Here is a 25,268-nt window from a genome sequence, read left to right on the forward strand (position 1 = left end):
GGCCAGGGATGGCCCATGACGGCGGCCCACGGTCCAAAGCCGGAGTGAGGGCACACCGAGCCTAAGCGAGGTGCCGAGTGGTGGGGCAAGAGCGTTTTGCTTACTTTTGCGCTCTTCAAAAGTGAGCCGCTGTAAGAGCGGAACCAATAGTCGCCGTTACCTAAATAACGGATATACACACAGTCAAAAACAGAGGCACAACCCATGCTCCAGTTGATCCTCGGCGGCGCCCGCTCCGGCAAAAGCCGCCTGGCTGAAAAACTCGCCACCGACAGCGGCCTAAGCGTCACCTACATAGCGACCAGCCAACCTCTGGACGGCGAAATGACCGCACGCGTCGCCCACCACCGCGAGCGGCGCCCGACCGAATGGGGCCTGATCGAAGAGCCCATCGAACTGGCCCGTGTCCTCAAGGAAAACGCCACCCCGAACCATTGCCTGCTGGTCGACTGCCTGACCTTATGGCTCACCAACCTGCTGATGCTCGAAGACCCCGACCGTCTCAACCACGAGCGCGAGGCCCTGCTACAAACCCTGGCCACCCTCCCAGGAGAAATCATTTTTGTCAGCAACGAGACCGGAATGGGTGTCGTCCCGCTGGGCGAATTGACTCGCCGCTATGTCGATGAAGCCGGTTGGCTGCATCAAGCCTTGGCCGAACGTTGTCAGCGCGTTGTCCTGACCGTCGCCGGCCTGCCCCTGACTTTGAAAGGTACTGCGTTATGACCGACACCTGGTGGCTCAACCCCTGCAAAACGATCGACCCCCAAGCCCACGAACAAGCCCTGGCCCGCCAGCAGCAACTGACCAAGCCCGCCGGCTCCCTCGGCCGGCTGGAAGCCGTGGCCGTCCAACTGGCCGGCCTCCAGGGCCAGGTCAAACCCAGCGTCGACCACCTGTGGATCGCGATCTTCGCCGGCGACCACGGCGTCGTCGCCGAGGGTGTCTCCGCCTTCCCCCAGGAAGTCACCGGCCAGATGCTTCACAACTTCGTCACCGGTGGCGCCGCCATCAGCGTGCTTGCGCGCCAACTCGACGCCAAGCTGGAAGTGGTCGACCTCGGCACCATCACCCCGACGTTGAACCTACCGGGCGTCCGCCACCTGAATATCGGTCTCGGTACCGCCAACTTCGTCAACGGCCCGGCAATGACCGAAGCCCAGGGCCAACTTGCCCTGCAAGCCGGCCGCGACAGCGTGCACCGCGCTATCACCAGCGGTGCGCAACTGTTTATCGGTGGCGAAATGGGCATCGGCAACACCACCGCCGCCAGTGCCCTGGCCTGCGCGCTGCTGGATTGCCAGGTCAGCGACCTGACCGGCCCCGGCACCGGCCTGAACGCCCAGGGTGTCAGCCACAAGGTCGCCGTCATCGAGCGCGCCCTTGCGCTGCACGCCAGCGACCGCGACGACGCACTGAAAACCCTGTTCAACCTCGGCGGCTTTGAAATTGCCGCGCTGGTCGGCGCCTACCTGGCCTGCGCTCAAGAAGGGGTCGTGGTGCTGGTGGACGGTTTTATCTGCACCGTCGCCGCCTTGGTCGCCACGCGCCTGAACCCCGGCTGCCGTGAATGGCTGCTGTTCGGCCACCGCGGTGCCGAGCCCGGCCATCGTCACGTGCTGCAAAGCCTCAACGCCGAGCCTTTGCTGGAACTCGGGCTGCGCCTGGGCGAAGGCAGTGGCGCCGCGCTCGCTGTGCCGTTGCTGCGCCTGGCCTGCGCGCTGCACGGGCAGATGGCGACCTTCGCCGAAGCAGCCGTAGCGGATCGCCCGGCATGACTTTGCGCCTGGACCTGCTGCGCCACGGCGAAACCGAACTGGGCGGCGGCTTGCGCGGCAGCCTGGACGATGCGCTCACGGCCAAGGGCTGGGAGCAGATGCGTGGGGCGGTGGTGGAGCAGGGCCCATGGGAGCGTCTGGTCAGTTCGCCGCTGCAACGTTGTGCGCGGTTTGCCGAGGAGTTGGGCACGCGCCTGAACCTGCCGGTCACCCTCGAAAAGGATCTGCAGGAACTGCACTTCGGCGCCTGGGAAGGGCAGAGCGCTGCAGCCTTGATGGAAACCGACGCCGACGCGCTGGGCCTGTTCTGGGCTGATCCCTACAGTTTCACGCCGCCGCAGGGCGAGCCGGTTTCACAGTTTTCCGCGCGTGTTTTGGGGGCTGTCGGCCGCTTGCATCAAGCCTATGCCGGCCAGCGAGTGCTGCTGATCAGCCATGGTGGAGTCATGCGTCTGCTGCTGGCCCAGGCGCGTGGCCTGCCGCGTGAGCAACTGTTGAATGTCGAAGTCGGCCATGGTGGCCTGTTCAGCCTGCAGGTCGAGGCGGATGGCGTATTAAGGGAAGGACGCTGAGCATGTTGCCGTTCTGGATCGCCTTGCAGTTTCTCAGCAGCCTGCCGATTCGCTTGCCGGGCATGCCGCAACCCCAGGAACTGGGGCGTTCGTTGCTGTTTTATCCGGTGGTGGGACTGCTGTTCGGGCTACTGCTGTGGGGCTTGAACGCCGTGTTGATGGGCGCGCCATTGCTGCTGCACGCCGCGCTGCTGTTGACCGCGTGGGTGTTGCTCAGTGGCGGCCTGCACCTGGACGGCCTGGCCGACAGCGCCGACGCCTGGCTCGGTGGCTTCGGTGACCGCGAGCGCACCCTGACCATCATGAAAGACCCGCGCAGCGGCCCGATCGCGGTGGTCACCCTGGGCCTGGTGTTGCTGCTCAAATTCACCGCGCTGGTGGCATTGATCGAGCAGCACAACGGCGCCGCGCTGATCCTCGCACCGTTGATTGGCCGCGCTTCAATGCTGGCGCTGTTTCTCACCACGCGCTATGTGCGCGTCGGTGGCCTGGGGCAGGCCCTGGCGGATCATTTGCCACGGATCGTCGGCCAACAGGTGCTGATCCTCAGCGGCCTGGCGTGTATCTTGATCGGCGGTTTCAGTGGCGGGATTGCCGTGCTGGTGGCTGCCCTTTGTTTTATCGGCTTGCGCCAATTGATGGTCAATCGCCTCGGCGGCACCACCGGCGACACCGCCGGCGCGCTGTTGGAGCTGCTGGAAGTGGCGGTGTTGATCAGTCTGGTGCTGTAACACTTTCTTGCATTTCATTAATCCCGGGTATATACACGCTCCATGCTTGCCTCCCAATGTTTATGCACAAACCTGCGTCGCGCCGCTCGTGGCGTCAGCAGGCATTACGACGGCGCTCTCGACGGCTTCGGGATCAACGTTGCCCAGTATTCTTTGCTGTGTAATCTGCAGCGCCTCGATCAACCGAGCATTTCCAGCCTGGCCGACGCCATGGGCCTGGATCGCAGCACGCTGGGGCGCAACCTGCGGGTGCTGGAAGGCGAGGGCCTGGTGCAGTTGGTGGAGGGCGATGACTTGCGCAACCGCCTGGTCTTGCTGACCGAGGCGGGTATCGAACGGCTCTCCGCCGCATTGCCGGCCTGGGAAGCGGCGCAGCAGAAATTGATTGATAAGTTGGGCGCCGAAAAGCGCGAAACCCTGTTGGCCTTGCTGGATGAACTCGCTTGACGCGAGTTTGTTCGATGATAAGCGGGTATATACCCGCGAACGGAGAATAAGAAATGACCTCGATGTGGCGCACCAGCGGCTGGATTCTTGTGGGGAGTGCGCTGATCCTCGCGTTGTCCCTCGGCGTGCGACATGGCTTCGGCCTGTTCCTGGCGCCCATGAGTGCCGAATTCGGCTGGGGCCGTGAGACCTTTGCCTTTGCCATCGCCCTGCAAAACCTGATCTGGGGCCTGGCACAGCCGTTTACCGGCGCCCTGGCCGACCGCTTCGGCGCCGCCAAGGTGGTGATGATCGGTGGTGTGCTTTACGCGCTGGGCCTGGTGTTCATGGGCCTTTCGGATTCGGCGTGGTCGCTGTCCCTGAGTGCCGGGTTGCTGATCGGCATTGGCCTGTCGGGTACTTCGTTCTCGGTGATCCTCGGGGTGGTGGGGCGTGCCGTGGCGCCGGAAAAACGCAGCATGGCCATGGGTATCGCCAGCGCCGCCGGCTCGTTCGGCCAGTTCGCCATGTTGCCGGGCACCCTCGGTTTGATCGGCTGGCTTGGCTGGTCCGCCGCGTTGCTGGTGCTGGGCCTGATGGTGGCGCTGATCGTGCCGTTGGTGACCATGCTCAAGGACCGACCGTTGCCTGCGGTGGCTGGCCAGCAGACCTTGCGCGAAGCCTTGGGTGAGGCCTGCTCCCATTCAGGGTTCTGGCTGCTGGCGTTCGGCTTTTTTGTCTGCGGTTTCCAGGTGGTGTTTATCGGCGTGCACTTGCCATCGTACCTGGTGGACCAGCACTTGCCGGCCTCGGTGGGGACGACCGTGCTGGCATTGATCGGCCTGTTCAATATCTTTGGCACCTATACCGCCGGATGGCTCGGCGGGCGCATGTCCAAACCCCGTTTGTTGACCGGTTTGTACCTGCTGCGGGCGGTGGTGATTGTGATCTTCCTGTGGGCGCCGGTGACGCAGACCAGCGCCTACCTGTTCGGCATGGCGATGGGCTTCCTGTGGCTGTCCACGGTGCCACTGACCAACGGCACGGTCGCGACCTTGTTTGGTGTCAGAAACCTTTCCATGCTCGGTGGGATCGTGTTCCTGTTCCATCAACTGGGCTCGTTCCTCGGCGGCTGGTTGGGCGGGGTGGTCTATGATCGAACCGGTAGCTACGATTTGATCTGGCAGGTGGCAATCGTCCTGAGCCTGGTGGCAGCGGCGCTGAACTGGCCAGTGCGCGAGCGCCCGGTGGCACGTTTGCAGGCGCAAATGGGGGTGGCATGAATTCGACCTGGCATTGGCTCGGCGCAGCAGGAGCAGGACTCTTGCTGCTGCTGGCGTGGTGGGGCTGGCAACAGGGCGGCCTGGCATTGATGCAGTTGGGCATGGCGATCTGTTAAGTTCTGTGTCTGAGACTTTTCAAGGACACCTCACATGCAGATGCGCTGGTTCGCAGTACCCGCTCTGATGGTGGCTTTTGGCGGTGTCGCCATGGCTGCCGATTGCCCGCCGTTGCTTGAAGGCCAGTTGCCCAAGCTGCGCGCCAAGGAATCCATCGACCTGTGCCAGCGCTTTGCCGGCAAGCCGCTGCTGATCGTCAACACCGCCAGCTTCTGCGGGTTTGCGCCGCAGTTCAAAGGGCTTGAAGCGTTGTACCAGCGCTACAAGGGGCAGGGGCTGGAAGTGATTGGCGTGCCGTCCGATGACTTCAAGCAGGAAGCCAAGACCGGGGAGGAAACTGCCAAGGTTTGTTACGTTAATTACGGCGTGACCTTCACCATGACCGAACCACAGAAGGTCAAGGGCCCGGACGCGGTGCATCTGTTCAAGATCCTGGCGCAGCAGAGCAGTGCGCCGAAGTGGAATTTCTACAAGTACGTGGTGGACCGCCAGGGCAAGGTGATCGCCAACTTCTCCAGCCTGACCAAGCCGGATAGCCCGGACCTGGTCAAGGCGGTGGAAGAGGCGCTGGCTTCGAAACCCTGATGGGCACCCACTAAAAAGCCCCGCCTCTTTTGCAAGAGTGCGGGGCTTTTTTATGTCGCTTTACATCAGAACTTGTACGTCACACCCAGGCCGAAACCGTTGGCGCTGTTTTCGTACTTGGCATTGTAGGATTGGCCCAGTGCGTTAGCGCGTGCAACTTTGACAGGTTCTTCCTTGAGGTAGGAGTAAGCCAGGTCGACGGTCATGTTCGGCATGACGTCGTAGCCCAGGCCGAGACTGAAGATCGTCCGGTCACCGGTAGGGATGCGAGGCGAGCGATCAGTGTTGTTGGTCGGCGACTGGTCGAACGTCAGGCCGGTACGCAGTACCACCTGCTTGGTCACGCGGTACGAAGTACCCAGGGCGTAGGCCCAGGTGTCGTGCCAGTTCTGGTCTTCCTTGATGGTGCCGACAATTTGCGGAGCCAGAGCGCCACTGCCTGCGGCGGCCGATACGCCTTCGTTATTGACGGTGATGTCTTTCAGGCGGCTCCAGCGAGTCCATGTTGCGCCCGCATAGAGTTTCCAGGCGTCGCTCAGGTCTTGAGTAACAGACAGATCCCAGGATTCAGGGGTGTCGATCTTCAACGAAGCGTCGTAACGACCGTTGTTCAAGAGACTGGCGGGAACGTTGGCCCCCTTGGTCACTTCGGTATGGCCTTCGAGCTTGTACTTCACTTTCGAGTGATAGGTCAGACCCACTCGAGTGGTGTCAGTGGCTTGTACCAGCAGGCCGGCATTGAAGCCGAGTGCGGTGTCATCACCCTTGATCTTGACGTTGTTGGAGCCGGTCCCGGCGATTGGCAGGTTGATATCGGACTCAAGCGTACCGGCGATACGGTTGATAGTCGGACCAAAACCAATCGACACCCGGTCGTTGAAGGCATAGCTGACGGTTGGCTGGAAGGTAATGACCTTCACTTCGCTCTTACTGCCGAATGCTTTGCCCTGGAAGCCGCTTTCGTAGTCAGTCACCAGGCCAAAGGGTGCATAGACGCCGAAACCGACAGCCCATTGCTCATTGAGTTTATTGGTGTAGAAACCGAAAGGAACGGCAGTGAAAGGGACCATGTCGCCTTTATTGCTACCGCTGGAGCGACCACTGACATCTTTGATGTTGGTGGAAGCATCAATCGCTGCAACACCACCTGTAACTTGCTGGCCGTCAAGGCGAGCCATACCGGCAGGGTTGCCATAAACAGTGCTTGCGTTTTCGGCAGATGAAGAACGTCCCGCAAAACCGGTACCCATCCCGGCAACGTCTTGTTCGTTGAGGGCGAAGCCGCTCGCGAACACGTGGGAGGATGCCATTGCAACGGCGAGGCTAAGTGTCGTCTTGAGCATTACTTTTTTCATTATTAGAACTCCGTGGTGATCACCGCTGCGGAAAGTAACAATAAATTTATGTTTGCGCTATAGGCTCAAACACAGGAGATAGAGCGTTTTTGTAGGACAATCCGACCAAAATCAACGTTTTTAGCCGAATCTTGCAAATCGCCCGGTCAACAGGCGACGTGATTCATGGGTGAAACACAGGTTTGCCAGGCCTGGGTGAAATCCCGGAGCCGGCCTTGAGGGTGAAATATTTCTTTCCAGATACGTGCCATCGCCAATACGTCGTCGGCCGGTGGCAGGTTTGGGCGGTGTTGTTCCACCAGCAGCCAGGCGATGGCGGTGGCGTAACGCAGGTTGACCGTCAGCTCAAGCTGCGGCCCGCTGAGGAAGGCATGCTGGCTGGCGAGTCCGCGTACCAGGCTGGCGCGCTCGGGGTCCAGCGCCAGGTAGTTATCCCACAGCGCGCGATGACGCGGCTCGGTGATGCTGTAGAGGCCATGGCCGCGGCGGTCGTGCAGGGCTGAACCGAGTGCCGACTGGCTGGCGGCGATGCCCAGCAGCAGGGATTCAGCCGTCTGGTTATGGCGACCCAGGTAAAGCAGGGTGGGCCGGATCACATAACGACACAATTCGCTGGCGGCGATGCCCATAAATGCCTCAATCCATGAAATTAATCGGCGATACCTGAGCGAGGGCTTGGCAGCGGTGAATCGGATCTCAGGTCCGCCGGAAGCGGATCATGCCGCTTGAGTTGAAGTGTAGTGTCATATTTACGATGTAAAGGACTGTTTTTAAAATATTTTCATCATTTAGTTATATCGTTTATATCAATTTAAACTTAGCGCGCCTGAATTTCAGGCAATAAAAAACCCCGGGTTTTAACCGGGGTTTTTGTGTTTCAGCGATTCGGGTCGATCAGGCAACCAGTGCCTGGCGAGTACGATCGATCACGGCCTGCAGCGGTTCTGCGCTGGAGTATTGATCGGGGTACAGGCGTTCGCTGTGACGAGCGATGCCGTGTTCGTTGACCAGGGTAAAGCTGAAGCAGCCTTTGCGAGCGGCCATGATCAGGCAGTTCATTGGTGCAAAAGCGTTGGTGAGGGTGCGAATGGCATCCTGAGTGTGGATTTGAGTGGACATATTATTGGTGTTCCTACAAATGACACGGTTAAGAACCGTGCAACGTTAAAACGTTCCAGTGACGTTGATCACCATTGATCGAACGAAGAACCCGACTGGAACAAAGCAGCCAGTTTGAAGCGCTATTAAGTTGGCGCGCTTGGGCTGGCAGGTAGGTACTTAGGAGGGCAGGCAACACAACAGGGGCAAAGGTTCTGGGCCCGGGGTGAAGATCCTGATCAATTTGCAGGTTGGTTCTTTCAGAGTATGGAAACTTCGCGACACCCTTTGCATTGTTCAAAGGCCGTGTCGTCGCAAGTGATACCTGGAAACCATCGAGGTGGTCGATCCCTTTTTGTCGGCGGTGCCGTGAGGGAGTTGTTCGACCAGAATTGACTTTCAGCTTGGTACTAACGCCGCGGATAGTAACGGATTGAAACGATGAAAGGAAGTGTGATAGGCAAAAAACTTTTCGGGTCCTGGGCCTGCGGTAACATTCCTTAGCCGCTGCCTGAGCAAAAAACGCGGTTGATATAACCGGCGAGTGGGTAGTTGTGCACATTGGTGGCGCCCTGTGTAACTGAACTGACATACGCCCCGCAAAGCGCCCGGGTGCCTGCAACTAAAATTTAAGTCAATGAAAAATCGAGCTTTTTTTTATTGGTGAAAAAATCGTCAGTTTGACTGCGGCCCCCGTTCCATGGGCCTTTGCGGGACTTACAGAACGGTTGTCCACTGAGTTATCCACAGCTTCTGTGGATTGTCCCAAGCGCTTGCTCTAGAACGGGCGTGCAGGCTTTTTTCAGCTTTACCTGTACGAAAAAAAGAGTAGAGTGGCGCGCCTTCCGTTCTGTCCCACAGTGCTTTATGAAGTTTCGCTCAGTATCACCTTCTGTTACCGACAGCCCTCAGGTTGTTACCGCACCCAAGCGTTTTTCCCTGAAAGTTGCCTTGTGGTTGCTCGACAGCCCGCGCCTGGGCCACAGCCCCAACGTCAAACATTTTGCAGGGCATTTGCTCAAGCAACCGGCTCGTGCTGGCGTGGTGGTGGCGCAAAGCCGTCTGGGCCAGTTGATGTGCCGCGAGTGCGGCAATGCCCGCGACCGCCGTATCGGCCACGAACTGCTGCGCCAGGCCGCCCGCGCCGGTGACCGCATCGCCCAGCGTGAACTGGGCCAGATCGAAGACTGAGCTGTCCTCAATGCGCTGGCTTGGTTAACCTTCTTCTTTTCGGGTGACGGCAGGAATCGCTATGGCTTTTGACTGGACCAGTGTTGTGCTGGGTCTCGCCGCTGCTGGGTTGCCGCTGTTGGGGCTGTGCTGGCAGATTCAGCGCCGACTGAGCGCGCGAATGGCCGGCTGGGAATTGCTCGAAGAGCGCCTGGCCACCGCACAACTGGCCCAGGAAGGGCTCGCCGCGCAGTTGGACGCCAGCCGTGACGAAATCAGCGACCTGAGCCAGGCCAACGCTGCCAAACAGGCTGATCTGGCCGCCGTGCGCCGGGAAGTCGAACTGCTGCAGATCGACCGTGACAACGCCCGCGACGCCGCCCACGCCTGGAACCTCGACCGTTCCGCCAAGGAAACCGAACTGCGCCGCCTGGATGCCTTGTCCGCGTCCCTGCGCGCCGAACTTCGCGAGCAACAGGAAAGCCATCAGCAACGCCTCAGCGACCTGCAAGGTTCCCGTGATGAGCTGCGGGCGCAGTTCGCTGAACTCGCCGGGAAGATCTTCGACGAGCGCGAGCAACGCTTCGCCGAAACCAGCCAACAGCGCCTCGGCCAATTGCTCGACCCGCTCAAGGAGCGCATCCAGTCGTTCGAAAAGCGCGTCGAAGAAAGCTACCAGAGCGAAGCCCGCGAGCGGTTTTCCCTGGCCAAGGAGCTGGAGCGCCTGCAACAGCTGAACCTGCGCCTGTCCGATGAAGCCACCAACCTGACCCGCGCCCTCAAGGGCCAGAAAACCCAGGGCAACTGGGGCGAGTTGATCCTGGAGCGGGTGCTGGAACATGCCGGTCTGGAAAAGGGCCGCGAGTACCAGACCCAGGTCAACCTCAAGGGCCCGGACGGCGAACGCTTCCAGCCCGACGTGTTGATCATGCTGCCGGGGGACAAGCAGGTAGTGGTGGACTCCAAGGTCAGCCTGACCGCCTATCAACAGTACGTCGCCGAGGACGACCAGGCGATCGGCCAGGCAGCCCTCAAGCAGCACGTACTGTCCTTGCGTAACCACGTCAAAGGCCTGGCCGGCAAGGACTACAAACGTCTGGAAGGCCTGCACAGCCTGGATTTCGTGCTGCTGTTCGTGCCCATTGAAGCCGCATTTTCGGCGGCGCTTCAAGCCGAGCCGAACCTGTTCCAGGAAGCCTTCGACCGCAACATCGTGATCGTCAGCCCGACCACGCTGTTGGCCACCTTGCGGGTGATCGACAGCCTGTGGAAACAGGAACGGCAAAGCCAGAACGCCCGGGAAATTGCCGAGCGCGCCGGTTGGCTGTACGACAAGTTCGTGCTGTTTATCCAGGACCTGGACGAGGTAGGCAACCGCCTGCAGCAGCTGGATAAAGCCTACAGTGCAGCGCGCAACAAGCTGACCGACGGACGCGGAAACCTGGTGAGCCGTACCGAGCAACTGAAGCTGCTCGGCGCCCGCGCCAGCAAAAGCCTGCCGGCCGACTTGCTGGAACGGGCGATGACCGATGAAGACGGCGTGGCGCAGTTGCCAGAATAGTCACCGGTCTCTGTGGGAGCTGGCTTGCCTGCGATGCAGGCACCTCGTTCCTCCAGATACACCGAGGCGATGCCATCGCAGGCAAGCCAGCTCCCACATGGGCTAAAGCGGCAGGTGCCGGCTCAACAAGGCCCGCAACGCCGCCGGCTTCACCGGCTTGGCCAGGTAATCCAACCCTGCCGCATGCACCTGGGCCACCATCTCCGGCCGCCCGTCGGCACTGATCACCACACCCGGAATCGGCTCTGCCAGTTGTGCCCGCAGCCAGCCCATCAACTCGGTGCCGGTCTCGCCGTGGTCGAGGTGGTAATCCACCAGGGCCAGTTGCGGCCGCACACCCTCGGCCAGCAACGCGGCACATTGCGCCTGATCGCGGGCGGTCCAGACTTCACAGCCCCAGCGCGTGAGCAAACTGCGCATGCCGATCAGGATGCTTTCTTCGTTATCCACACACAGCACCTGCGCACCGCTCAACGGCTGGCCGCTTTCCTGCGCCGGCTTGGCAGGCGCGCTGACCTGAGTGCGCGCCAACGGCACACGCACGCTGAACACGCTGCCTTTGCCCGGCCATGAACGCACGCTCAAGCGGTGCCCGAGCACGCGGCACAGGCCATCGGCAATCGCCAGGCCCAGTCCCAGGCCTTTCTCGGCACGGGTCTGGTGACTGTCCAGGCGTTTGAATTCCTCGAAGATGACTTTTTGCTTGTCCTGGGGAATCCCGGGACCACGGTCCCATACTTCCAGGCACAACTCGCCGCGACGGCGCCGCACACCCAATAGCACCGGCCCGTCGGCGTACCGGAATGCGTTGGTGAGGAAATTCTGCAACACCCGCCGCAGCAACTTGATGTCACTGTCCACCCGCAAACGACTGCCCCGCAGGCGGAAGCGCAAACCCTGCTCCTGAGCCAGCGCCTTGAACTCGGCGCCCAGCGTATCGAACAGTTCATTGAGCACGAAGGGCTGGCGCTGCGGATTGATCTTGCCGTTTTCCAGGCGGGAAATATCCAGCAGGTCGCTGATCAGGTCTTCCGCCGAACGCAACGAGCTGTCCAGATGCTGCACCAACTGCCGGGCATCCGGCGACATGCCGTCGTTCTGATGGGAGAGGGCAGCAGAGAACAATCTTGCGGCGTTCAACGGTTGCATCAAGTCGTGACTGACCGCTGCGAGGAACCGGGTTTTCGACTGGCTGGCGGTCTCGGCCACGCCCTTGGCATCGGTCAGCGCGACGTTGAGTTGCGACAGTTCGTGGGTTCGCTCGGTCACCCGCTGTTCCAGGCCTTCATTGGCCTCGGTCAACGCCTGCTCGGCTTCGCGGAACGCGGTGATGTCGGTGAAGCTCATCACAAACCCGCCACCCGGCATCGGGTTGCCGATCAGTTCGATCACCCGGCCATTGGGAAACAGCCGCTCGGAGGTATGCGCACGGCCCTGGCGCATCCAGTGCAGGCGGCGCGCCACGTGCACTTCGGCCTCGCCCGGGCCGCACAGCCCGCGCTCGGCGTTGTAGCGAATGATGTCGGCTATCGGCCGGCCCACACTGATCAGGCCTTCGGGGTAATTGAACAGCTCCAGGTACCGCCGGTTCCACGCCACCAGCCGCAGGGACTGGTCGACCACGCTGATGCCCTGGGTGATGTTTTCGATGGCGCCTTGCAGCAGTGCCCGGTTGAACTGCAGTACTTCCGACGCTTCGTCGGCGATGCGAACTACGTCCTCCAACTGCATTTCCCGGCCTTCAATGGCGGCTTTCACCACCGCCCGGGTCGACGACGCACCGAGCACGCCGGCCAACAGGCGTTCGGTGTGGGCAATCCAGTCATTGTCGGCGTTCTGGTTGGGGTTAAACCCTTTGCCTTGGCGATAGGCGAAGCGCACAAAACTCTGGTGAGCCCGTTCTTCACCGACAAACCGCGCTGCGAGGCTGAGCAAATCATTGATCTGCACCGAAAGCATTGAGCGGGCGCTGGCCCGCTGGCTGATTTCCTGGCCGATAAAACGCCCGGCCTGCCAATGTTCCGACACGCGTGTGCGGGACAGCATTGAGACCCACACAAACAGTGTGAAGTTACCCGCCAGGGAAAATACGGTGCCCAGCGTCAGAGAAGTTACAGACAAGCCCAGCGGATGCGAATGCAGCCACGTCATGCCCGGGAAAAGGCTGAACGACCAGCCCAGGCTTTTCGCGGTGACCGGCAGGACCAAGGTGTAGAACCACAGGAACGTACCCGCCGCCAATCCGGCAAACACGCCGCGCCGGTTGGCCTGTTTCCAGTACAGCGCACCCAGCATCGCCGGTGCCAGTTGGGTCACGGCAGCGAACGCAATCTGGCCAATGGTTGCAAGGCTGGCGGAGGACCCCAGCAGCCGGTAACTGACGTAAGCCAGCAGCAGGATGATGACAATACTCACCCGGCGTACCGACAGCATCCAGTGACGGAACACTTCGAACGGCCGCTCGGCGCTGGAGCGGCGCAGCAGCCAGGGCAGCAGCATGTCGTTGGAGACCATGGTCGACAGGGCGATGCTCGCGACGATCACCATGCCCGTGGCCGCCGAGGCGCCGCCGATAAACGCCAGCACCGCGAGCGCCGGGTGGGCTTCGGCCAACGGCAGGCTGATCACGTAGGAATCCGGCAATACCGAGCCCGGCAGCAGCATCTTTCCGCCGAGGGCAATCGGGATCACAAACAGGGCGGCCAGGATCAGGTAGGCCGGGAATACCCACTTGGCCAGGCGCAGGTCCTGGGGGTCGATATTTTCCACCACGGTGACATGGAATTGCCGGGGCAGGCAGATGATCGCCATCATCGCGACGCCGGTCTGCACCACCATCGAGGGCCAGTTGACGGTCTCTTTCCAGTATTCCTCCAACCGTGGCGCGAGCATCGCCTGGCTGAACAAATCGTCGAAACCGTCGTACAGGCCGTAGGTCACAAACGCACCGACGGCGAGAAACGCGAACAGCTTGACCAAGGATTCAAAGGCAATCGCCAGCACCATGCCGCGGTGGTGTTCCGTGGCGTCCAGGTTGCGGGTACCGAACACAATGGTGAACAACGCCAATACCAGCGACACGATCAGCGCCGTGTCCTGGGAGCGGGTGCCCGTGGTGTCGGCGCTGGCGCCGATCAGCAGGTTCACCCCCAGCACGATGCCTTTGAGTTGCAAGGCTATATAAGGCAGGACGCCCACCAGGCAGATCAGCGCCACCACCACCGCGAGGGATTGGGATTTGCCGTAACGGGCGGCGATAAAGTCGGCGATGGAGGTGATGTTTTCCTGCTTGCTGATCAGCACCATCTTCTGCAGGACCCACGGCGCGAGCACCAGCAGCAGCACCGGTCCCAGGTAGATCGGTAAAAACGCCCACAACTGTTCGGCCGCCTGGCCTACGGCACCAAAGAATGTCCAGCTGGTGCAATACACCGCCAGCGACAGGCTATACACCCAGGCACGCATCCGCGGCGGCAGCGGCGCATGGCGACGGTCACCGTAAAAGGCGATGGCAAACATAATGGCCATATAGGCCAGGGCAACGGCGGCGATCAGCCCGCTGGACAGCGTCATGAGAACTCCAGACATAAGAACGCCCGGGCATTCCCGGCCCGGGCGAACAGTCTCGCATGATGCTTGGCGTTAGTCAGTGTCGACCAAGGTCGGAGCGTGGTGTGATGTCGCAGCGTTGGTTCAGGCGCCGAAACCACCGTCGATGGTCAGGCTGGCGCCGGTGATGTAGCCGGCCTCAGGGCCTGCCAGATAGGCGACGAAACTGGCGATCTCTTCTACATGGCCATAACGGCCCACGGCCATGAAGCCGATCAGGCTTTCGGCGAAATCACCGCTTGCCGGGTTCATGTCGGTGTCCACCGGGCCTGGCTGCACGTTATTGATGGTGATGCCCCGTGGGCCCAGGTCGCGGGCCAGGCCTTTGGTCAGGCCGACCAGCGCCGATTTGCTCATGGCGTACGGGCCGCCACCGGCAAACGGCATGCGATCGGCATTGGTGCTGCCGATGTTGATGATGCGGCCACCTTCGCCCATGTGCCGCGCGGCTTCCTGGGTGGCGACAAATACGCTGCGTACGTTGATGGCGAGGGTGCGGTCGAAGTCTTCCAGCTTGAAATCTTCCAGCGGGCCGACGGCCAGCACGCCTGCGTTGTTGACCAGGATATCCAGGCGCCCGAACGCTTCGACGGTGGCGTTGACGGCGCTGCGGATGGCGTCTGCGTCGGCGCTGTCGGCATGAATCGCCAGGGCTTTGCCGCCTTGGCTGATCACGCTGTTCTGCAAATCTTCAGCCTTGGCAGCCGAACTGACGTAGGTAAAGGCGACGGCAGCGCCCTGTGCGGCCAGGCGCTTGACGATGGCGGCGCCGATGCCGCGGGAACCGCCCTGGATCAAGGCGACTTTGCCGCTGAGGTTTTGTGTGGTCATGTCGTTCTCCAAAAGGTGTGTTGAGGTTGGAGTCGAGTATCGACCTCGTGTGGCGTCCTCGGTAGACCGTGATTGCTATAGTCTGTGTAAACCAAAAGTTTAGAGTGGGGCGATATGGAAAGCTTTGGCAGTATCGAATGCTTCGTGCGCAGCGCCGAAGGCGGCAGTTTTGCCGAAGCTGCCCGGCACCTGAGCCTGACCCCGGCGGCCGTGGGCAAAAGTGTGGCCAAGCTGGAGGCGCGCCTGGGTGTAAGGCTGTTCCAGCGCAGCACCCGGCGCCTGACGCTGACTGAGGCCGGCAAGCTCTTCCTCGAAGAAGTCAGCGGCAGCCTCACCACCATTCAAAACGCCGTGGCTAACCTGGCCAGTGCCGAAGGGCGGCCAGTGGGCACGCTGAAAGTGAGCATGGGCACGGTGTTCGGCAACCGTTATGTGGTGCCGTTGCTGGGGGAGTTTCTAAAGCGCTTTCCTGATATCAACCCCGACTGGCATTTTGATAACCGCCAGGTGGACCTGATCGGCCAGGGCTTCGATGCCGCGATCGGCGGTGGTTTTGAGCTGCCCCAGGGCGTGGTTGCGCGCAAGCTGGCGCCGGCGCACCGGATCCTGCTGGCCTCACCGGAATACCTCGCCAAACGCAAGCCGGTGGTCGCGCCCGAGGACTTGTCTGTGTGCAACGGCATCCTGATCCGCTCACCGCAAACCGGCCGCGTGCGTTCGTGGCAACTCACCCACCGCACCCTCGAACAACGCCCGCTGGTGCTCAAGCCGCGCATGACCATGAGCGACTCGGGCGCTGCCTGCTGCGCCAGTGCCCAGGGCCTGGGGATTGCGCTGGTCAGCATGCCGATGGCGGTGCCGTATCTGGACAGCGGCCAACTGGTGCGAGTGCTGCCCGACTGGTACGTCGACGACGGCAACATCTCGCTGTACTACGCCGAACACAAGCTGCTGCCCGGCAAGACCCGGGCGTTTGTGGATTTCATCCTGGAGCAGTTTGTCGAACGCGAGTTGGGGCGGCGGTTCAGCGCCATTTGATCCTTGTGGGGATCAAAGTGTGGGAGCGGGCTTGCTCGCGAAGGCGGTGTGACAGTCACCACATGCATCGACTGATCCACCGCTTTCGCGAGCAAGCCCGCTCCCACATTTTGGATCTTCAATGTCCGAACTTTCCGGGCCAGCCGATCACTTTCTTCGGCCTCGGCGTCGCATACGTGCGGATCTTCGAGGTCGACAGTCCCAACCGCACCAGGCCTTCGGCAATGGTGACAGCCGAGGTCACACCGTCCACCACCGGCACACCCGTGCGGTAGCGAATCTGCTCATCCAGCCCGGCCATGCCGCCGCAGCCCAGGCAGATCACTTCGGCCTTGTCTTCGCTGATCGCCAATTCGGCCTGGCGTACGATGGCCTCCATGGCCCGCAGCGGGTCTTCTTCCAGCTCCAGTACCGCCATGCCGCTGGCCCGTACCGACGCGCAGCGCTGATACAAACCCGCCAGTTTCAGTCGGTCCTCGATCAGCGGCACGGTGCGGTCCAGGGTGGTCACCACGGAGTAGGCATGTCCGAGGAACATCGCGGTGCTGGCGGCCGCTTCGGTGATGTCCACCACCGGCACGTTGAGCAACTCCTGTAAGCCTTCGCGGCCATGTTCGCCGTAGCCGGCCTGGATTACCGCATCGAACGGCTGGTCGTAGGCCATCACCCGGTCCATCACCGCGATGGCCGCCAGGTAGCTTTCGAAATTGCCTTCCACCGATTCGGCACCGAAAAACGGAGTCAGGCCGACGATCTCGGTGCCGGGGGACGCCACCGCCCGTGCCTGTTTGGCGATGGCCTCGGTGATGGACTCGGTGGTGTTGACGTTGACCACAAGGATGCGCATGGAATGTCCTTACTTAATGACTGATGTTATCGACTGCAATGCTTTCGCCGCTCACATCGGCGTAGTACGGCTGGCGCTTGGCGAACAGCAGATACAGCAGCCCTGCAATACCGGCGCCAATCAGCCAGGAGAAGGGCGAGACGAGGGCGAACCCGGGCAGCAGGGCCAGGAGAATGGCGATCACCGCCGCAGGAATAAACGCCGCCACCGCCCGCAGATTGACTCCGCGGCTGTAGTAATAAGCGCCATTCGGGTCTTCGCTATACAGCTGCGGCACGTCCACCTGGCTTTTGCGGATCAACCAGTAGTCGACCATGATCACCCCGTACAACGGCCCCAGCAGTGCGCCCAGCCCCGAGAGGAAATACACGATCACCAGCGGGCTGTTGTAGAGGTTCCACGGCAGGATCAACACCGCCACGGTGGCGCTGATCAGCCCGGCGCGGCGGAAGTTCAGGTACTTGGGCGCCAGGTTGCTCAGCACAAAGGCCGGCGCGACGAAGTTGGCCATGATATTCACCGCCACGGTCACAATCAGGAACGCCAGGCAGCCCAGCACCAGGAAGAACGTATTCGGAATCGCCGCAATGATTTCCGTGGGGCTCTCGATCACCCGGCCATTGAGGTGGAACTGCCCGCCGCACAGCAGCACGGTGATGGCCGCGAACACCAGGATATTCACCGGCAGGCCCCAGAAATTGCCGACCTTGATGGTCTTGCGGCACGGCGAGGAGCGGGCGAAGTCGCAGAAATTCAGGATCAGCGTGCCGTAGATCGCCAGCCACAGCGCGCCGCCGGCAAAGATATTGCGCCACATCTCACCACCGGTCAGCGGCTCGCGGATCGACCAGGCGATCTGGCCGCCGGCCTGGAAATACATCCAGCCGGCCAGGGACGCTACTGTCAGCAGAATCACCGGCCCGGCGAAGGCTTCATAGCGGCGCACCATCTCCATCCCATAGGCGAGGATGGCGAGCTGCACAAACCAGATCGCCACAAAACACGCCCAGCCCAGGGTGGACAGGCCGAGGATCGAGTTGTGGTCGTAGTCGGCAAAACCTGGATGAACCGCTGTCAATAGCACGCGGAAAACCACCGAGGCCAGGTAGGTCTGTATCCCGAACCAGGCAATCGCGATCACCGCACGAATCAGTGCAGGAATCTGCGCACCATGGATGCCAAAACTGATGCGGCTGATCACTGGAAACGGTACGCCGGTCTTCTGCCCCATATAGCCCGACAGGTTCATGAAGAAGTACACCAGCGCCGCGCCGATCCCCAGGGACAGCAGAATCTGCCAGCCACCCAGGCCCAGCGCATACAGGCCGATGGCGAAGGAGTAGTTGGCGATGTTGTGCACATCGTTGGTCCACAAGGCAAAGATGCTGTAGCGGCCCCAGCGCCGGCCTTCGGCCTTGGTAGGCGCCAGGTCCTTGTTGTGCAGGCGCGGGCTGAGGACCAACGGGCCGGGGCTCGTGGCCTCGGGGTTCAGGGTGGAGGAGGGCAGATCCAGTGCGATGTTATTGGAGAGACTTGTACGCATTCCGGCAGGCTCCTGGACATCAGCAGGAGAGCGGCTGATGTCAAAGTGTATGTATCTTTTTTATTAATTGTATACAAAGTGTGTTTTGCCTTAAGCCACATGCGTGCCAGATTTTCGCCGGGTGAAATACACGGCGATTTGGTTTTTAGCGTGATTGGAAATAACAGACTGAATTTAAAGCGATATAAATTGACCGTTTGAACAGCTATTTATTTTGTGGTGCAGAGAGGGGCGGGGATTTTAGAAGAGGTGTGACGAGGGAGGATGTAACTTTTCGGTGCAGGATTTTATAAGTGCACACAAAAATGGCACCGATGGTGACATTTCTGTGTACAGGATTCTGGCTCAGGCGTTACGCCTTGCTGATGATGTTCCCGGCGTGCAACCCGCATTCTTTTTGGGTTGCTTCTTCCCACCACCAACGGCCTTCGCGTTCGTGCTGGTTCGGCAGTACCGGACGGGTGCACGGCTCACAGCCGATGCTGATAAAACCGCGCTCGTGCAGGCTGTTGTACGGCAACTCCAGCATGCGGATGTAACCCCATACTTCCTCACTGGTCATCTGCGCCAGCGGGTTGAACTTGTACAGGGTGCGTTCCGGGGTGGAAAAAGCCGTATCGATTTCCAGCGCGGCCACCTGGCTGCGGGTGCCGGGGCTCTGGTCGCGGCGCTGGCCGGTGGCCCAGGCGCTCACACCGGACAGCTTGCGGCGCAGCGGTTCGATCTTGCGCACGCCACAGCACTCGCCATGGCCGTCCTTGTAGAAACTGAACAGGCCCTTTTCCTTGACGAAGGGTTCCAGCTTGCTCTGGTCCGGCGAGATCAGTTCGATGTCGATCTTGTAGAACTCACGCACCTGCTCGATAAACCGGTAGGTCTCCGGGTGCAGGCGACCGGTGTCGAGGCTGAACACCTTGACGTTCTTGTTCAGCTTCCAGGCCATGTCTACCAGCACCACGTCCTCGGCACCGCTGAAAGAGATCCACAGGTCGTCGCCAAACTGGCTGAAGGCCAGCTTGAGAATGTCCTGGGCGGATTTGTTGGCGTAAGTCGCGGCGAGTTCAGCGACGTCGAAGGCTTGGTTCATCAGGACGGTTCCTACAGGTCAGTGGCGCTGAGCGCTCTATAGGGGGGCGATGGTAACAAAATCCCGCCTGCGTTGCGGCGGCCAGCGTGAATCGCTAGAGTTCGGCAGTCCTTTTGCTCGCTCAACTCAATAACTTTAAATGGGAGTGTCTTGTGGAAATTGCCTGTCTCGACCTGGAAGGGGTGCTGGTTCCGGAAATCTGGATCGCCTTCGCCGAAAAAACCGGTATTGAATCCTTGCGGGCCACCACCCGGGACATCCCCGACTACGACGTGCTGATGAAACAGCGCCTGCGCATTCTTGATGAGCATGGGCTGAAGCTCTCGGACATCCAGGAAGTGATCGCCACCCTCAAGCCGCTGGACGGCGCCATCGAGTTCGTCAACTGGCTGCGCGAGCGCTTCCAGGTGGTGATCCTGTCTGACACCTTCTATGAGTTCTCCCAGCCGCTGATGCGCCAACTGGGTTTCCCGACCTTGCTGTGCCACCGGTTGATCACCGACGAGAGTGACCGGGTGGTGAGCTACCAGCTGCGTCAGAAAGATCCCAAGCGTCAGTCGGTGCTGGCCTTCAAGACCCTGTACTACCGCGTGATTGCCGCCGGTGATTCCTACAACGACACCACCATGCTGGGTGAGGCCGACCGTGGGATTCTGTTCCACGCGCCGGAGAACGTGATTCGCGAGTTCCCGCAGTTCCCGGCGGTGCATATGTTTGAGGACTTGAAGAAAGAGTTCATCAAGGCGTCGAATCGGCAGTTGAGCCTGTAAGTTATTTGGCGTGGCTGACGCCTCATCGCAGGCAAGCCAGCTCCCACATGTTGACCGCGCTCCCATGTGGGAGCCGGGCTTGTCCGCGATAGGGCCGGTATGGCCACTGCACAGCCTAGACCCCTGCCAGCAAACTCTCATAAGGAATGCGCAAGCCTTCATGCAGGCGTTTGATCATCGACAAGCTCAGCTTGCGCTTATGATTCAACACTTCGGAAACCCGCCCGCTCGGACCTATGAAAGGCTCCAGGTCACGGGCGGTCAGGCCTAGTTGCTCCATTCGAAATTTAATCGCTTCTACGGGATCCGAAGGCGGCATTGGGAAATGCTCCGCTTCGTACTTTTCGATAAGTATCGCGAGAATTTCCAGCTCGTCACCCTCGGGCGAGCCGATTTCCGCTTCCCATAGCTGTTCGACGCGCGCGAGCGCAGCGGTCAGGTCTTCCTGGGAATGAATGGGTTTGATGTTCATCACACGGTCTCCGCATTGATCTGATCGTACTGCGCGTGGGTCCCCACGAAGCGTATGAACGCAAGCTGTCGCTGATAATTGATCGCCATGATCACTCGATACTTGTTGCCACCTATGTTGAACACAACCCGGCCCCCTTTGAGAATGCTCGCTGTCCTTAGCTCTGCCTTGAGGGCCTGAGGGGTTGGGTAAACAGCTTTTTCCATATGGCGATACAGCTCGACCAGCGGCGTTTTGGCATCCATGCAACCAGGGTGGTTTTCCCAGAATATTCGTAGGGCAGACAGAGCGATTATCCGCATCGCTGCGACCTCCCAATTTGGGAGATGATAGGTGCGGTTGAGGGCAGATGCAATCTCGGAAATCTTTCCTGACAAGTAGGCAGTCGTTTCATGTGATCCTTCACAGACGGCTGGTGGACGGTTGAAACCGGACGCTATCCTCCGGCTTCGACCCCGTCTACTTAGGTACTGATTCAGGTCTTTTCTGCTGCCTGGCTCCGCGTCGCAGAGCCAGGGAGGGCTGCGTGCTACAGGCTTTCCAAGGTTTGTAACAACACCCGCACCTTGGTCATCGACTCCTGATACTCCGCCTGCCACTCCGAGTCCGCGACAATCCCGCCGCCGCCCCAGCAGCACACCTGACCTTCCTTGACCAACAGGCTGCGAATGGCGATGGAGCTGTCCATCTCGCCGCGCACGTCCAGATACACCAGCGAACCGCAATACAACCCGCGCCGGGTCGGCTCCAGCTCGTCGATGATCTGCATCGCGCGAATCTTCGGTGCGCCGGTGATGGAGCCGCCGGGGAAGCTGCCGGCGATCAGGTCGAGGGCGTCTTTATCGTCGGCCAATTCGCCGGTCACGCTGCTCACCAGATGATGCACGTTGGGATAGCTTTCCAGGCTGAACAACTCCGGGACCCTCACCGAGCCGGTGCGGCAGGTGCGGCCCAGGTCGTTGCGCAGCAGGTCGACGATCATCAGGTTTTCGGCACGATCCTTGGGGCTGGCCAGCAATTCAGCGGCGTTGGCTGCATCTTCCTCGGGCGTCGCCCCCCTTGGCCGGGTGCCCTTGATCGGGCGGGTTTCCACCTGGCGCTGGCTGATTTTGACGAAGCGCTCCGGCGATAAACTCAATACCGCGCCATCATCCGGCAAGCTCTGGAACCCGGAAAACGGTGTTGGGCAGGCTGCGCGCAGGGCGCAATAGGCCACCCACGGATCGCCACTGCACGGGGCACGGAAGCGTTGGGCAAAGTTGACCTGGTAGCAGTCACCCGCCTGGATGTAGTCCTGGATGCGGGCGATTGCGTGCTGGTAGGTGTCGGCTGTCACGTCCGGGGCCATTGGGCCTTGCAGCTTGAAGGTGGCCGATGCGCTGATGGTCGGCTGACCGAACAAGGTAATCAGGCGTTGCCGTTCGCTTTCCGCCAGTTTGGGATGGAACACCAGTTGGCTGGTCTGCGCCTGGTGATCGCTGATCAAGGCCCAGGCGTACAGGCCAAAGCGTGCATCCGGCAGGTGCAGGTCGTCCACCGCCAGGTGTGGCAGGTGCTCAAGATGACGACCGAAGTCGTAGCTCAGGTAGCCGATGAGGCCGCCGGCAAACGGCAGTTCGTAGGGCGCGGGGATCGTGGCTTCACCCAGCAACGTCAGGTTTTCCCGCAGGCGCTGCAGGAAATCACTGCCGCTTTCGTCGGGCAGTACCGCCAGGGTCGTCTCGGGCCAGGCGCTCAGCAGGTCATAACGGCCGCGCTCGGCCGCCGGTCGGCCACTGTCCAGCAGCACCGCGCCGGGCGCATGGCGGATTGCTGCAAAGTATTCGGCAGGGTTGGCCCGGTAGGGCAGCGGGTGTACGGAGCAGGTCACTGGGTTTATCCCTCGACCGCCGGAATATGCCCAAACATTTCCTGCACAAACTTAACCCGTTCCTCCGGTGTTTCCGTCACGCCCGCCGCCTTCAGCTCTTCCAGTCGAGCCTCCACGGCATGGGTGCGCAAGGTCAGGCCGCAGTCGTTGGCAATCTGGATGTTCAGCCCCGGGCGAGCGTTAAGTTCCAGGATCAACGGACCCTTTTCCTGGTCCAGCACCATGTCCACGCCGATATAGCCCAGGCCGCACAGTTCGTAGCAGCCGGCGGCGAGCTTCATGAAACCGTCCCAGTTGGGCAGTTGCACGCCGTCCACCGCATTGGTGGTGTCGGGGTGCTTGGTGATGATGTTGTTCAGCCAGGTGCCGCGCAGGGTCAGGCCGGTGGCGAGGTCGACACCCACGCCAATCGCGCCCTGGTGGAGGTTGGCCTTGCCGCCGGACTGGCGGGTGGGCAAGCGCAGCATGGCCATCACCGGGTAGCCCATCAGCACAATGATGCGGATGTCCGGTACGCCTTCGTAGCTGATGCTCTTGAAGATCTGGTCGGGCACCACCCGGTATTCGATCAGTGCCCGGTCCCGGTGGCCGCCGAGGGAATACAGGCCGGTGAGGATGCTGGAAATCTGATGCTCGATTTCTTCATGGCTGATGATCTTGCCGGAGACGGTCCGGTAGCGCCCTTCAAAACGGTCGGCGATCACCAGGATACCGTCACCACCGGCGCCCTGGGCCGGCTTGATCACGAAGTCGCTGCGCCCGCCGATGATCTCGTCGAGCTTGTCGATTTCCTTCTCGGTGGAAATGACCCCGTACATTTCCGGCACGTGGATGCCGGCGGCCATGGCCCGTTCCTTGGTGATGATCTTGTCATCGACGATCGGATACAGGCTGCGCTTGTTGTACTTGAGCACGTAGTCGGCATTTCGCCGGTTGATGCCCATGATCCCCCGCGCTTCCAGGGCCTTCCAGGTCTTCCAGAAGCCGAACATTACGAGTCAGCCTTGAGGAAGGCCTTGAAACGCACCAGTTCGGTCAGGCGGTAGCCGCGATAACGACCCATGGCCAGCATGAAGCCCACCAGGATCAACAGGATCGCCGGGAAGGTGAACACGAAGTAGATCAGTTCCGGCACGCTCATGATGATGTGCGCCAGGGAAGCGGCGAACAGCGTGCCGATCGCGACTTTCATCGCATGGCCGCCACCGCGTTCTTCCCAGGTAATCGACAGGCGTTCGATGGTCATGGTCAGGATCACCATCGGGAACAATGCCACCGACAGCCCGCGTTCCAGGCCGAGCTTGTGGCTGAACAGACTGATGGCGGCGATCAGCACCACCACGAAGGTCAGCACCACCGAGAGCCTCGGCAGCATCTGCAGCTTCAAGTGTTCCAGGTAAGACCGAAGCGACAGCCCCAGCGCCGTAATAATGGTGAACAGCACAATCCCGAAGCCCAGCTGTGTCTCTCGGAACGCCAGGGCAATCAGCACCGGGGTAAACGTGCCAAGGGTCTGCAGGCCGATCAGGTTGCGCAGGATCAGGATCACCAGCACGCCAATCGGGATCATCACCATGATCATGAAGGTCTGCTGGGTTTGCAGCGGCAGGCCGTACAGCGAGTACTCGAGGAAGTTGGCGTCGGTGTTTTCGTCCGTCAGCTTGGCCAGGCGAATCGCGTTCATTTCGCTGTTGTTGAGGCTGAAGGTCACCATGGCCTTCTTGCCGCCGTCGACGGTGATCAGGTTTTCATCACCGGTCCACCACAGCAGGCGGTCGGCCGGCAGGCCTTGCTCGCCGGTGTCGGGGTTGAAGTACAGCCAGTCATTGCCGTTGAAGCTGCGCAGCCAGAGTTCCGGGGTTTGCGGCTGGTCGGCCACCAGGCGGATGGTGTGGACCTTTTCCACCGGCACGTGGGCGATGGACAGCAGCAACTCGACGATCTTGGCCTTGTGCGGCGTCGACGGGTCGCCCGCCAGCAGCAGCTTCACGTTGTCGTCGTTGAGGTTGTTGGTGCGCTTGATGGCTTCGCTGATAAAGGTCTCGACGTCGGCCGAGTGCTGGCGGATCGGCGCCAGCAGGGCTTCGGCGGCGATTTTTTCCGGGCCTTCGACGGCGATGCTGTCGCGGAAGGTCGGGCCCTTGACCTTGACCTTTTCACCGCTGTAACGCTTGGTCAGCACCAGGCGGTAGTAGAGGGTCTGGTTGCCCTTGGCCCGGCGTGCCGACCAGGTGACCTTGCGGTTGCCGTCGAGGCGATTGACGCTGACGCCGTAGTTATTCGAGATAAAGCTTTCATTCAGGCTGACGAAGTCGCGGCTCAGGGGCGGCACGAACATCTGGATTTTCACCGGGTCCTTGGCGCTGGCGACGAACTCGACCTTGGCGTCGATGTTCCACAGGTCGTCGGTGGCGTCCTCGGTGACGGGAATCCCCAGCACGAAAATCTGATAGGCGGTGACCGAAATGCCCAAGACCACCAAAACGGCGATCAGGATTTTCAGGTGCAGATTAAGAGAGCGCATT

General features: G+C 60.8%; 24 protein-coding genes. 11 read left to right on the plus strand and 13 right to left on the minus strand.

Going from position 1 to position 25,268, the window contains the following annotated elements; genetic code table 11:
• Window positions 1-204 precede the first annotated feature (204 nt).
• From cobU to HX801_RS27065, 7 genes are all read left to right on the plus strand, one after another.
• Entirely contained in the window at window positions 205-726 is a 522-nt protein-coding gene (cobU, locus tag HX801_RS27035) for a bifunctional adenosylcobinamide kinase/adenosylcobinamide-phosphate guanylyltransferase (protein ID WP_087695211.1), read from the plus strand.
• Window positions 723-1,778 (plus strand): nicotinate-nucleotide--dimethylbenzimidazole phosphoribosyltransferase, encoded by a 1,056-nt coding sequence (cobT, locus tag HX801_RS27040; RefSeq protein ID WP_177023053.1) that lies wholly within the window; start codon window positions 723-725, stop codon window positions 1,776-1,778. The genes cobU and cobT overlap by 4 nt, the downstream gene beginning before the upstream one ends.
• On the plus strand, window positions 1,775-2,350 hold the full coding sequence (gene cobC / locus HX801_RS27045) for an alpha-ribazole phosphatase family protein (protein ID WP_177019647.1): 576 nt from the start codon (window positions 1,775-1,777) through the stop codon (window positions 2,348-2,350). Before cobT ends, cobC begins: the two co-directional genes overlap by 4 nt.
• A gap of 2 nt (window positions 2,351-2,352) precedes the next feature.
• Window positions 2,353-3,081, plus strand: coding sequence for an adenosylcobinamide-GDP ribazoletransferase (locus HX801_RS27050; RefSeq protein WP_177023054.1), 729 nt, complete (start codon window positions 2,353-2,355; stop codon window positions 3,079-3,081).
• A gap of 42 nt (window positions 3,082-3,123) precedes the next feature.
• Window positions 3,124-3,528, plus strand: a complete 405-nt coding sequence (locus HX801_RS27055) for a MarR family winged helix-turn-helix transcriptional regulator (protein WP_177023055.1) — start codon at window positions 3,124-3,126, stop codon at window positions 3,526-3,528.
• Window positions 3,529-3,590: 62 nt separating this feature from the next.
• A complete protein-coding gene (locus HX801_RS27060) occupies window positions 3,591-4,790 on the plus strand; it encodes an MFS transporter (protein ID WP_161635735.1) in 1,200 nt (399 codons plus the stop codon).
• A gap of 150 nt (window positions 4,791-4,940) precedes the next feature.
• Window positions 4,941-5,492 carry a glutathione peroxidase gene (locus HX801_RS27065; protein ID WP_102368350.1) on the plus strand — a complete coding sequence of 184 codons (552 nt, stop codon included), beginning with the start codon at window positions 4,941-4,943 and terminating at the stop codon, window positions 5,490-5,492.
• Between the two features lie 65 nt (window positions 5,493-5,557).
• On the opposite strand, the gene HX801_RS27070 is transcribed toward HX801_RS27065, so the two are convergent.
• The 3 genes from HX801_RS27070 to HX801_RS27080 form a co-directional block, all read right to left on the minus strand.
• On the minus strand, window positions 5,558-6,847 hold the full coding sequence (locus tag HX801_RS27070; RefSeq protein ID WP_177019644.1) for an OmpP1/FadL family transporter: 1,290 nt from the start codon (window positions 6,845-6,847) through the stop codon (window positions 5,558-5,560).
• Window positions 6,848-6,993: 146 nt separating this feature from the next.
• Window positions 6,994-7,476 (minus strand): hypothetical protein, encoded by a 483-nt coding sequence (locus HX801_RS27075; RefSeq protein ID WP_087695206.1) that lies wholly within the window; start codon window positions 7,474-7,476, stop codon window positions 6,994-6,996.
• 265 nt (window positions 7,477-7,741) lie between these two features.
• A complete protein-coding gene (locus HX801_RS27080; protein WP_003214941.1) occupies window positions 7,742-7,966 on the minus strand; it encodes a hypothetical protein in 225 nt (74 codons plus the stop codon).
• Window positions 7,967-8,812: 846 nt separating this feature from the next.
• Here HX801_RS27080 and HX801_RS27085 point away from each other — a divergent pair.
• Window positions 8,813-9,136 carry a sel1 repeat family protein gene (locus tag HX801_RS27085; protein WP_023659092.1) on the plus strand — a complete coding sequence of 108 codons (324 nt, stop codon included), beginning with the start codon at window positions 8,813-8,815 and terminating at the stop codon, window positions 9,134-9,136.
• 175 nt (window positions 9,137-9,311) lie between these two features.
• Window positions 9,312-10,676, plus strand: coding sequence for a DNA recombination protein RmuC (gene rmuC, locus HX801_RS27090; RefSeq protein ID WP_173406092.1), 1,365 nt, complete (start codon window positions 9,312-9,314; stop codon window positions 10,674-10,676).
• 102 nt (window positions 10,677-10,778) lie between these two features.
• Here rmuC and HX801_RS27095 read toward each other — a convergent pair whose 3' ends face one another.
• Together HX801_RS27095 and HX801_RS27100 are read right to left on the minus strand one after the other, a co-directional pair.
• On the minus strand, window positions 10,779-14,249 hold the full coding sequence (locus HX801_RS27095; RefSeq protein ID WP_003214948.1) for a PAS domain-containing hybrid sensor histidine kinase/response regulator: 3,471 nt from the start codon (window positions 14,247-14,249) through the stop codon (window positions 10,779-10,781).
• A 120-nt stretch (window positions 14,250-14,369) separates the two neighbouring features.
• Window positions 14,370-15,116: a 3-oxoacyl-ACP reductase family protein gene (locus HX801_RS27100; protein WP_177023056.1), complete on the minus strand. Its 747-nt coding sequence runs from the start codon at window positions 15,114-15,116 to the stop codon at window positions 14,370-14,372.
• Window positions 15,117-15,230: 114 nt separating this feature from the next.
• Here HX801_RS27100 and HX801_RS27105 point away from each other — a divergent pair, with 114 nt between their 5' ends.
• Window positions 15,231-16,154: a LysR family transcriptional regulator gene (locus HX801_RS27105; RefSeq protein ID WP_177023057.1), complete on the plus strand. Its 924-nt coding sequence runs from the start codon at window positions 15,231-15,233 to the stop codon at window positions 16,152-16,154.
• 118 nt (window positions 16,155-16,272) lie between these two features.
• On the opposite strand, the gene HX801_RS27110 is transcribed toward HX801_RS27105, so the two are convergent.
• The 3 genes from HX801_RS27110 to HX801_RS27120 all read right to left on the minus strand — a co-directional run bounded on the left by HX801_RS27110 (window position 16,273) and on the right by HX801_RS27120 (window position 19,631).
• Window positions 16,273-17,001 (minus strand): aspartate/glutamate racemase family protein, encoded by a 729-nt coding sequence (locus tag HX801_RS27110; RefSeq protein WP_003214954.1) that lies wholly within the window; start codon window positions 16,999-17,001, stop codon window positions 16,273-16,275.
• Between the two features lie 13 nt (window positions 17,002-17,014).
• Window positions 17,015-18,544 carry an NCS1 family nucleobase:cation symporter-1 gene (locus HX801_RS27115; protein WP_102368353.1) on the minus strand — a complete coding sequence of 510 codons (1,530 nt, stop codon included), beginning with the start codon at window positions 18,542-18,544 and terminating at the stop codon, window positions 17,015-17,017.
• A gap of 352 nt (window positions 18,545-18,896) precedes the next feature.
• Window positions 18,897-19,631, minus strand: a complete 735-nt coding sequence (locus HX801_RS27120) for a phosphoadenylyl-sulfate reductase (RefSeq protein WP_003214958.1) — start codon at window positions 19,629-19,631, stop codon at window positions 18,897-18,899.
• A 152-nt stretch (window positions 19,632-19,783) separates the two neighbouring features.
• Here HX801_RS27120 and thrH point away from each other — a divergent pair, with 152 nt between their 5' ends.
• Window positions 19,784-20,401, plus strand: a complete 618-nt coding sequence (thrH, locus tag HX801_RS27125; RefSeq protein WP_177023058.1) for a bifunctional phosphoserine phosphatase/homoserine phosphotransferase ThrH — start codon at window positions 19,784-19,786, stop codon at window positions 20,399-20,401.
• Window positions 20,402-20,516: 115 nt separating this feature from the next.
• On the opposite strand, the gene HX801_RS27130 is transcribed toward thrH, so the two are convergent.
• From HX801_RS27130 to HX801_RS27150, 5 genes are all read right to left on the minus strand, one after another.
• Window positions 20,517-20,873 (minus strand): type II toxin-antitoxin system HigA family antitoxin, encoded by a 357-nt coding sequence (locus HX801_RS27130; protein ID WP_087695204.1) that lies wholly within the window; start codon window positions 20,871-20,873, stop codon window positions 20,517-20,519.
• Window positions 20,873-21,175, minus strand: a complete 303-nt coding sequence (locus HX801_RS27135) for a type II toxin-antitoxin system HigB family toxin (protein WP_003214964.1) — start codon at window positions 21,173-21,175, stop codon at window positions 20,873-20,875. Before HX801_RS27135 ends, HX801_RS27130 begins: the two co-directional genes overlap by 1 nt.
• 227 nt (window positions 21,176-21,402) lie before the next feature.
• Window positions 21,403-22,743, minus strand: a complete 1,341-nt coding sequence (gene pabB / locus HX801_RS27140) for an aminodeoxychorismate synthase component I (protein ID WP_177023059.1) — start codon at window positions 22,741-22,743, stop codon at window positions 21,403-21,405.
• 5 nt (window positions 22,744-22,748) lie between these two features.
• Window positions 22,749-23,735: an alpha-L-glutamate ligase-like protein gene (locus HX801_RS27145; protein ID WP_003214969.1), complete on the minus strand. Its 987-nt coding sequence runs from the start codon at window positions 23,733-23,735 to the stop codon at window positions 22,749-22,751.
• Complete coding sequence (locus HX801_RS27150; RefSeq protein ID WP_003214971.1) at window positions 23,735-25,267, minus strand: inactive transglutaminase family protein; 1,533 nt, start codon at window positions 25,265-25,267, stop codon at window positions 23,735-23,737. The genes HX801_RS27145 and HX801_RS27150 overlap by 1 nt, the downstream gene beginning before the upstream one ends.
• Between the last annotated feature and the right edge of the window lies 1 nt (window position 25,268).

The sequence above is a fragment of the Pseudomonas sp. G1002 genome (genome assembly GCF_013385455.1).
Classification (GTDB): domain Bacteria; phylum Pseudomonadota; class Gammaproteobacteria; order Pseudomonadales; family Pseudomonadaceae; genus Aquipseudomonas.

Bases quoted from the DNA above. Each gene is read 5' to 3' on its own strand.
- cobU (WP_087695211.1), top strand. From the start codon at position 205: ATGCTCCAGTTGATCCTCGGCGGCGCCCGCTCCGGCAAAAGCCGCCTG.
- cobT (WP_177023053.1), top strand. From the start codon at position 723: ATGACCGACACCTGGTGGCTCAACCCCTGCAAAACGATCGACCCCCAA.
- cobC (WP_177019647.1), top strand. From the start codon at position 1,775: ATGACTTTGCGCCTGGACCTGCTGCGCCACGGCGAAACCGAACTGGGC.
- HX801_RS27050 (WP_177023054.1), top strand. From the start codon at position 2,353: ATGTTGCCGTTCTGGATCGCCTTGCAGTTTCTCAGCAGCCTGCCGATT.
- HX801_RS27055 (WP_177023055.1), top strand. From the start codon at position 3,124: ATGCTTGCCTCCCAATGTTTATGCACAAACCTGCGTCGCGCCGCTCGT.
- HX801_RS27060 (WP_161635735.1), top strand. From the start codon at position 3,591: ATGTGGCGCACCAGCGGCTGGATTCTTGTGGGGAGTGCGCTGATCCTC.
- HX801_RS27065 (WP_102368350.1), top strand. From the start codon at position 4,941: ATGCAGATGCGCTGGTTCGCAGTACCCGCTCTGATGGTGGCTTTTGGC.
- HX801_RS27070 (WP_177019644.1), bottom strand. From the start codon at position 6,847: ATGAAAAAAGTAATGCTCAAGACGACACTTAGCCTCGCCGTTGCAATG.
- HX801_RS27075 (WP_087695206.1), bottom strand. From the start codon at position 7,476: ATGGGCATCGCCGCCAGCGAATTGTGTCGTTATGTGATCCGGCCCACC.
- HX801_RS27080 (WP_003214941.1), bottom strand. From the start codon at position 7,966: ATGTCCACTCAAATCCACACTCAGGATGCCATTCGCACCCTCACCAAC.
- HX801_RS27085 (WP_023659092.1), top strand. From the start codon at position 8,813: ATGAAGTTTCGCTCAGTATCACCTTCTGTTACCGACAGCCCTCAGGTT.
- HX801_RS27095 (WP_003214948.1), bottom strand. From the start codon at position 14,249: ATGACGCTGTCCAGCGGGCTGATCGCCGCCGTTGCCCTGGCCTATATG.
- HX801_RS27100 (WP_177023056.1), bottom strand. From the start codon at position 15,116: ATGACCACACAAAACCTCAGCGGCAAAGTCGCCTTGATCCAGGGCGGT.
- HX801_RS27105 (WP_177023057.1), top strand. From the start codon at position 15,231: ATGGAAAGCTTTGGCAGTATCGAATGCTTCGTGCGCAGCGCCGAAGGC.
- HX801_RS27110 (WP_003214954.1), bottom strand. From the start codon at position 17,001: ATGCGCATCCTTGTGGTCAACGTCAACACCACCGAGTCCATCACCGAG.
- HX801_RS27115 (WP_102368353.1), bottom strand. From the start codon at position 18,544: ATGCGTACAAGTCTCTCCAATAACATCGCACTGGATCTGCCCTCCTCC.
- HX801_RS27120 (WP_003214958.1), bottom strand. From the start codon at position 19,631: ATGAACCAAGCCTTCGACGTCGCTGAACTCGCCGCGACTTACGCCAAC.
- HX801_RS27130 (WP_087695204.1), bottom strand. From the start codon at position 20,873: ATGAACATCAAACCCATTCATTCCCAGGAAGACCTGACCGCTGCGCTC.
- HX801_RS27135 (WP_003214964.1), bottom strand. From the start codon at position 21,175: ATGCGGATAATCGCTCTGTCTGCCCTACGAATATTCTGGGAAAACCAC.
- HX801_RS27145 (WP_003214969.1), bottom strand. From the start codon at position 23,735: ATGTTCGGCTTCTGGAAGACCTGGAAGGCCCTGGAAGCGCGGGGGATC.
- HX801_RS27150 (WP_003214971.1), bottom strand. From the start codon at position 25,267: ATGCGCTCTCTTAATCTGCACCTGAAAATCCTGATCGCCGTTTTGGTG.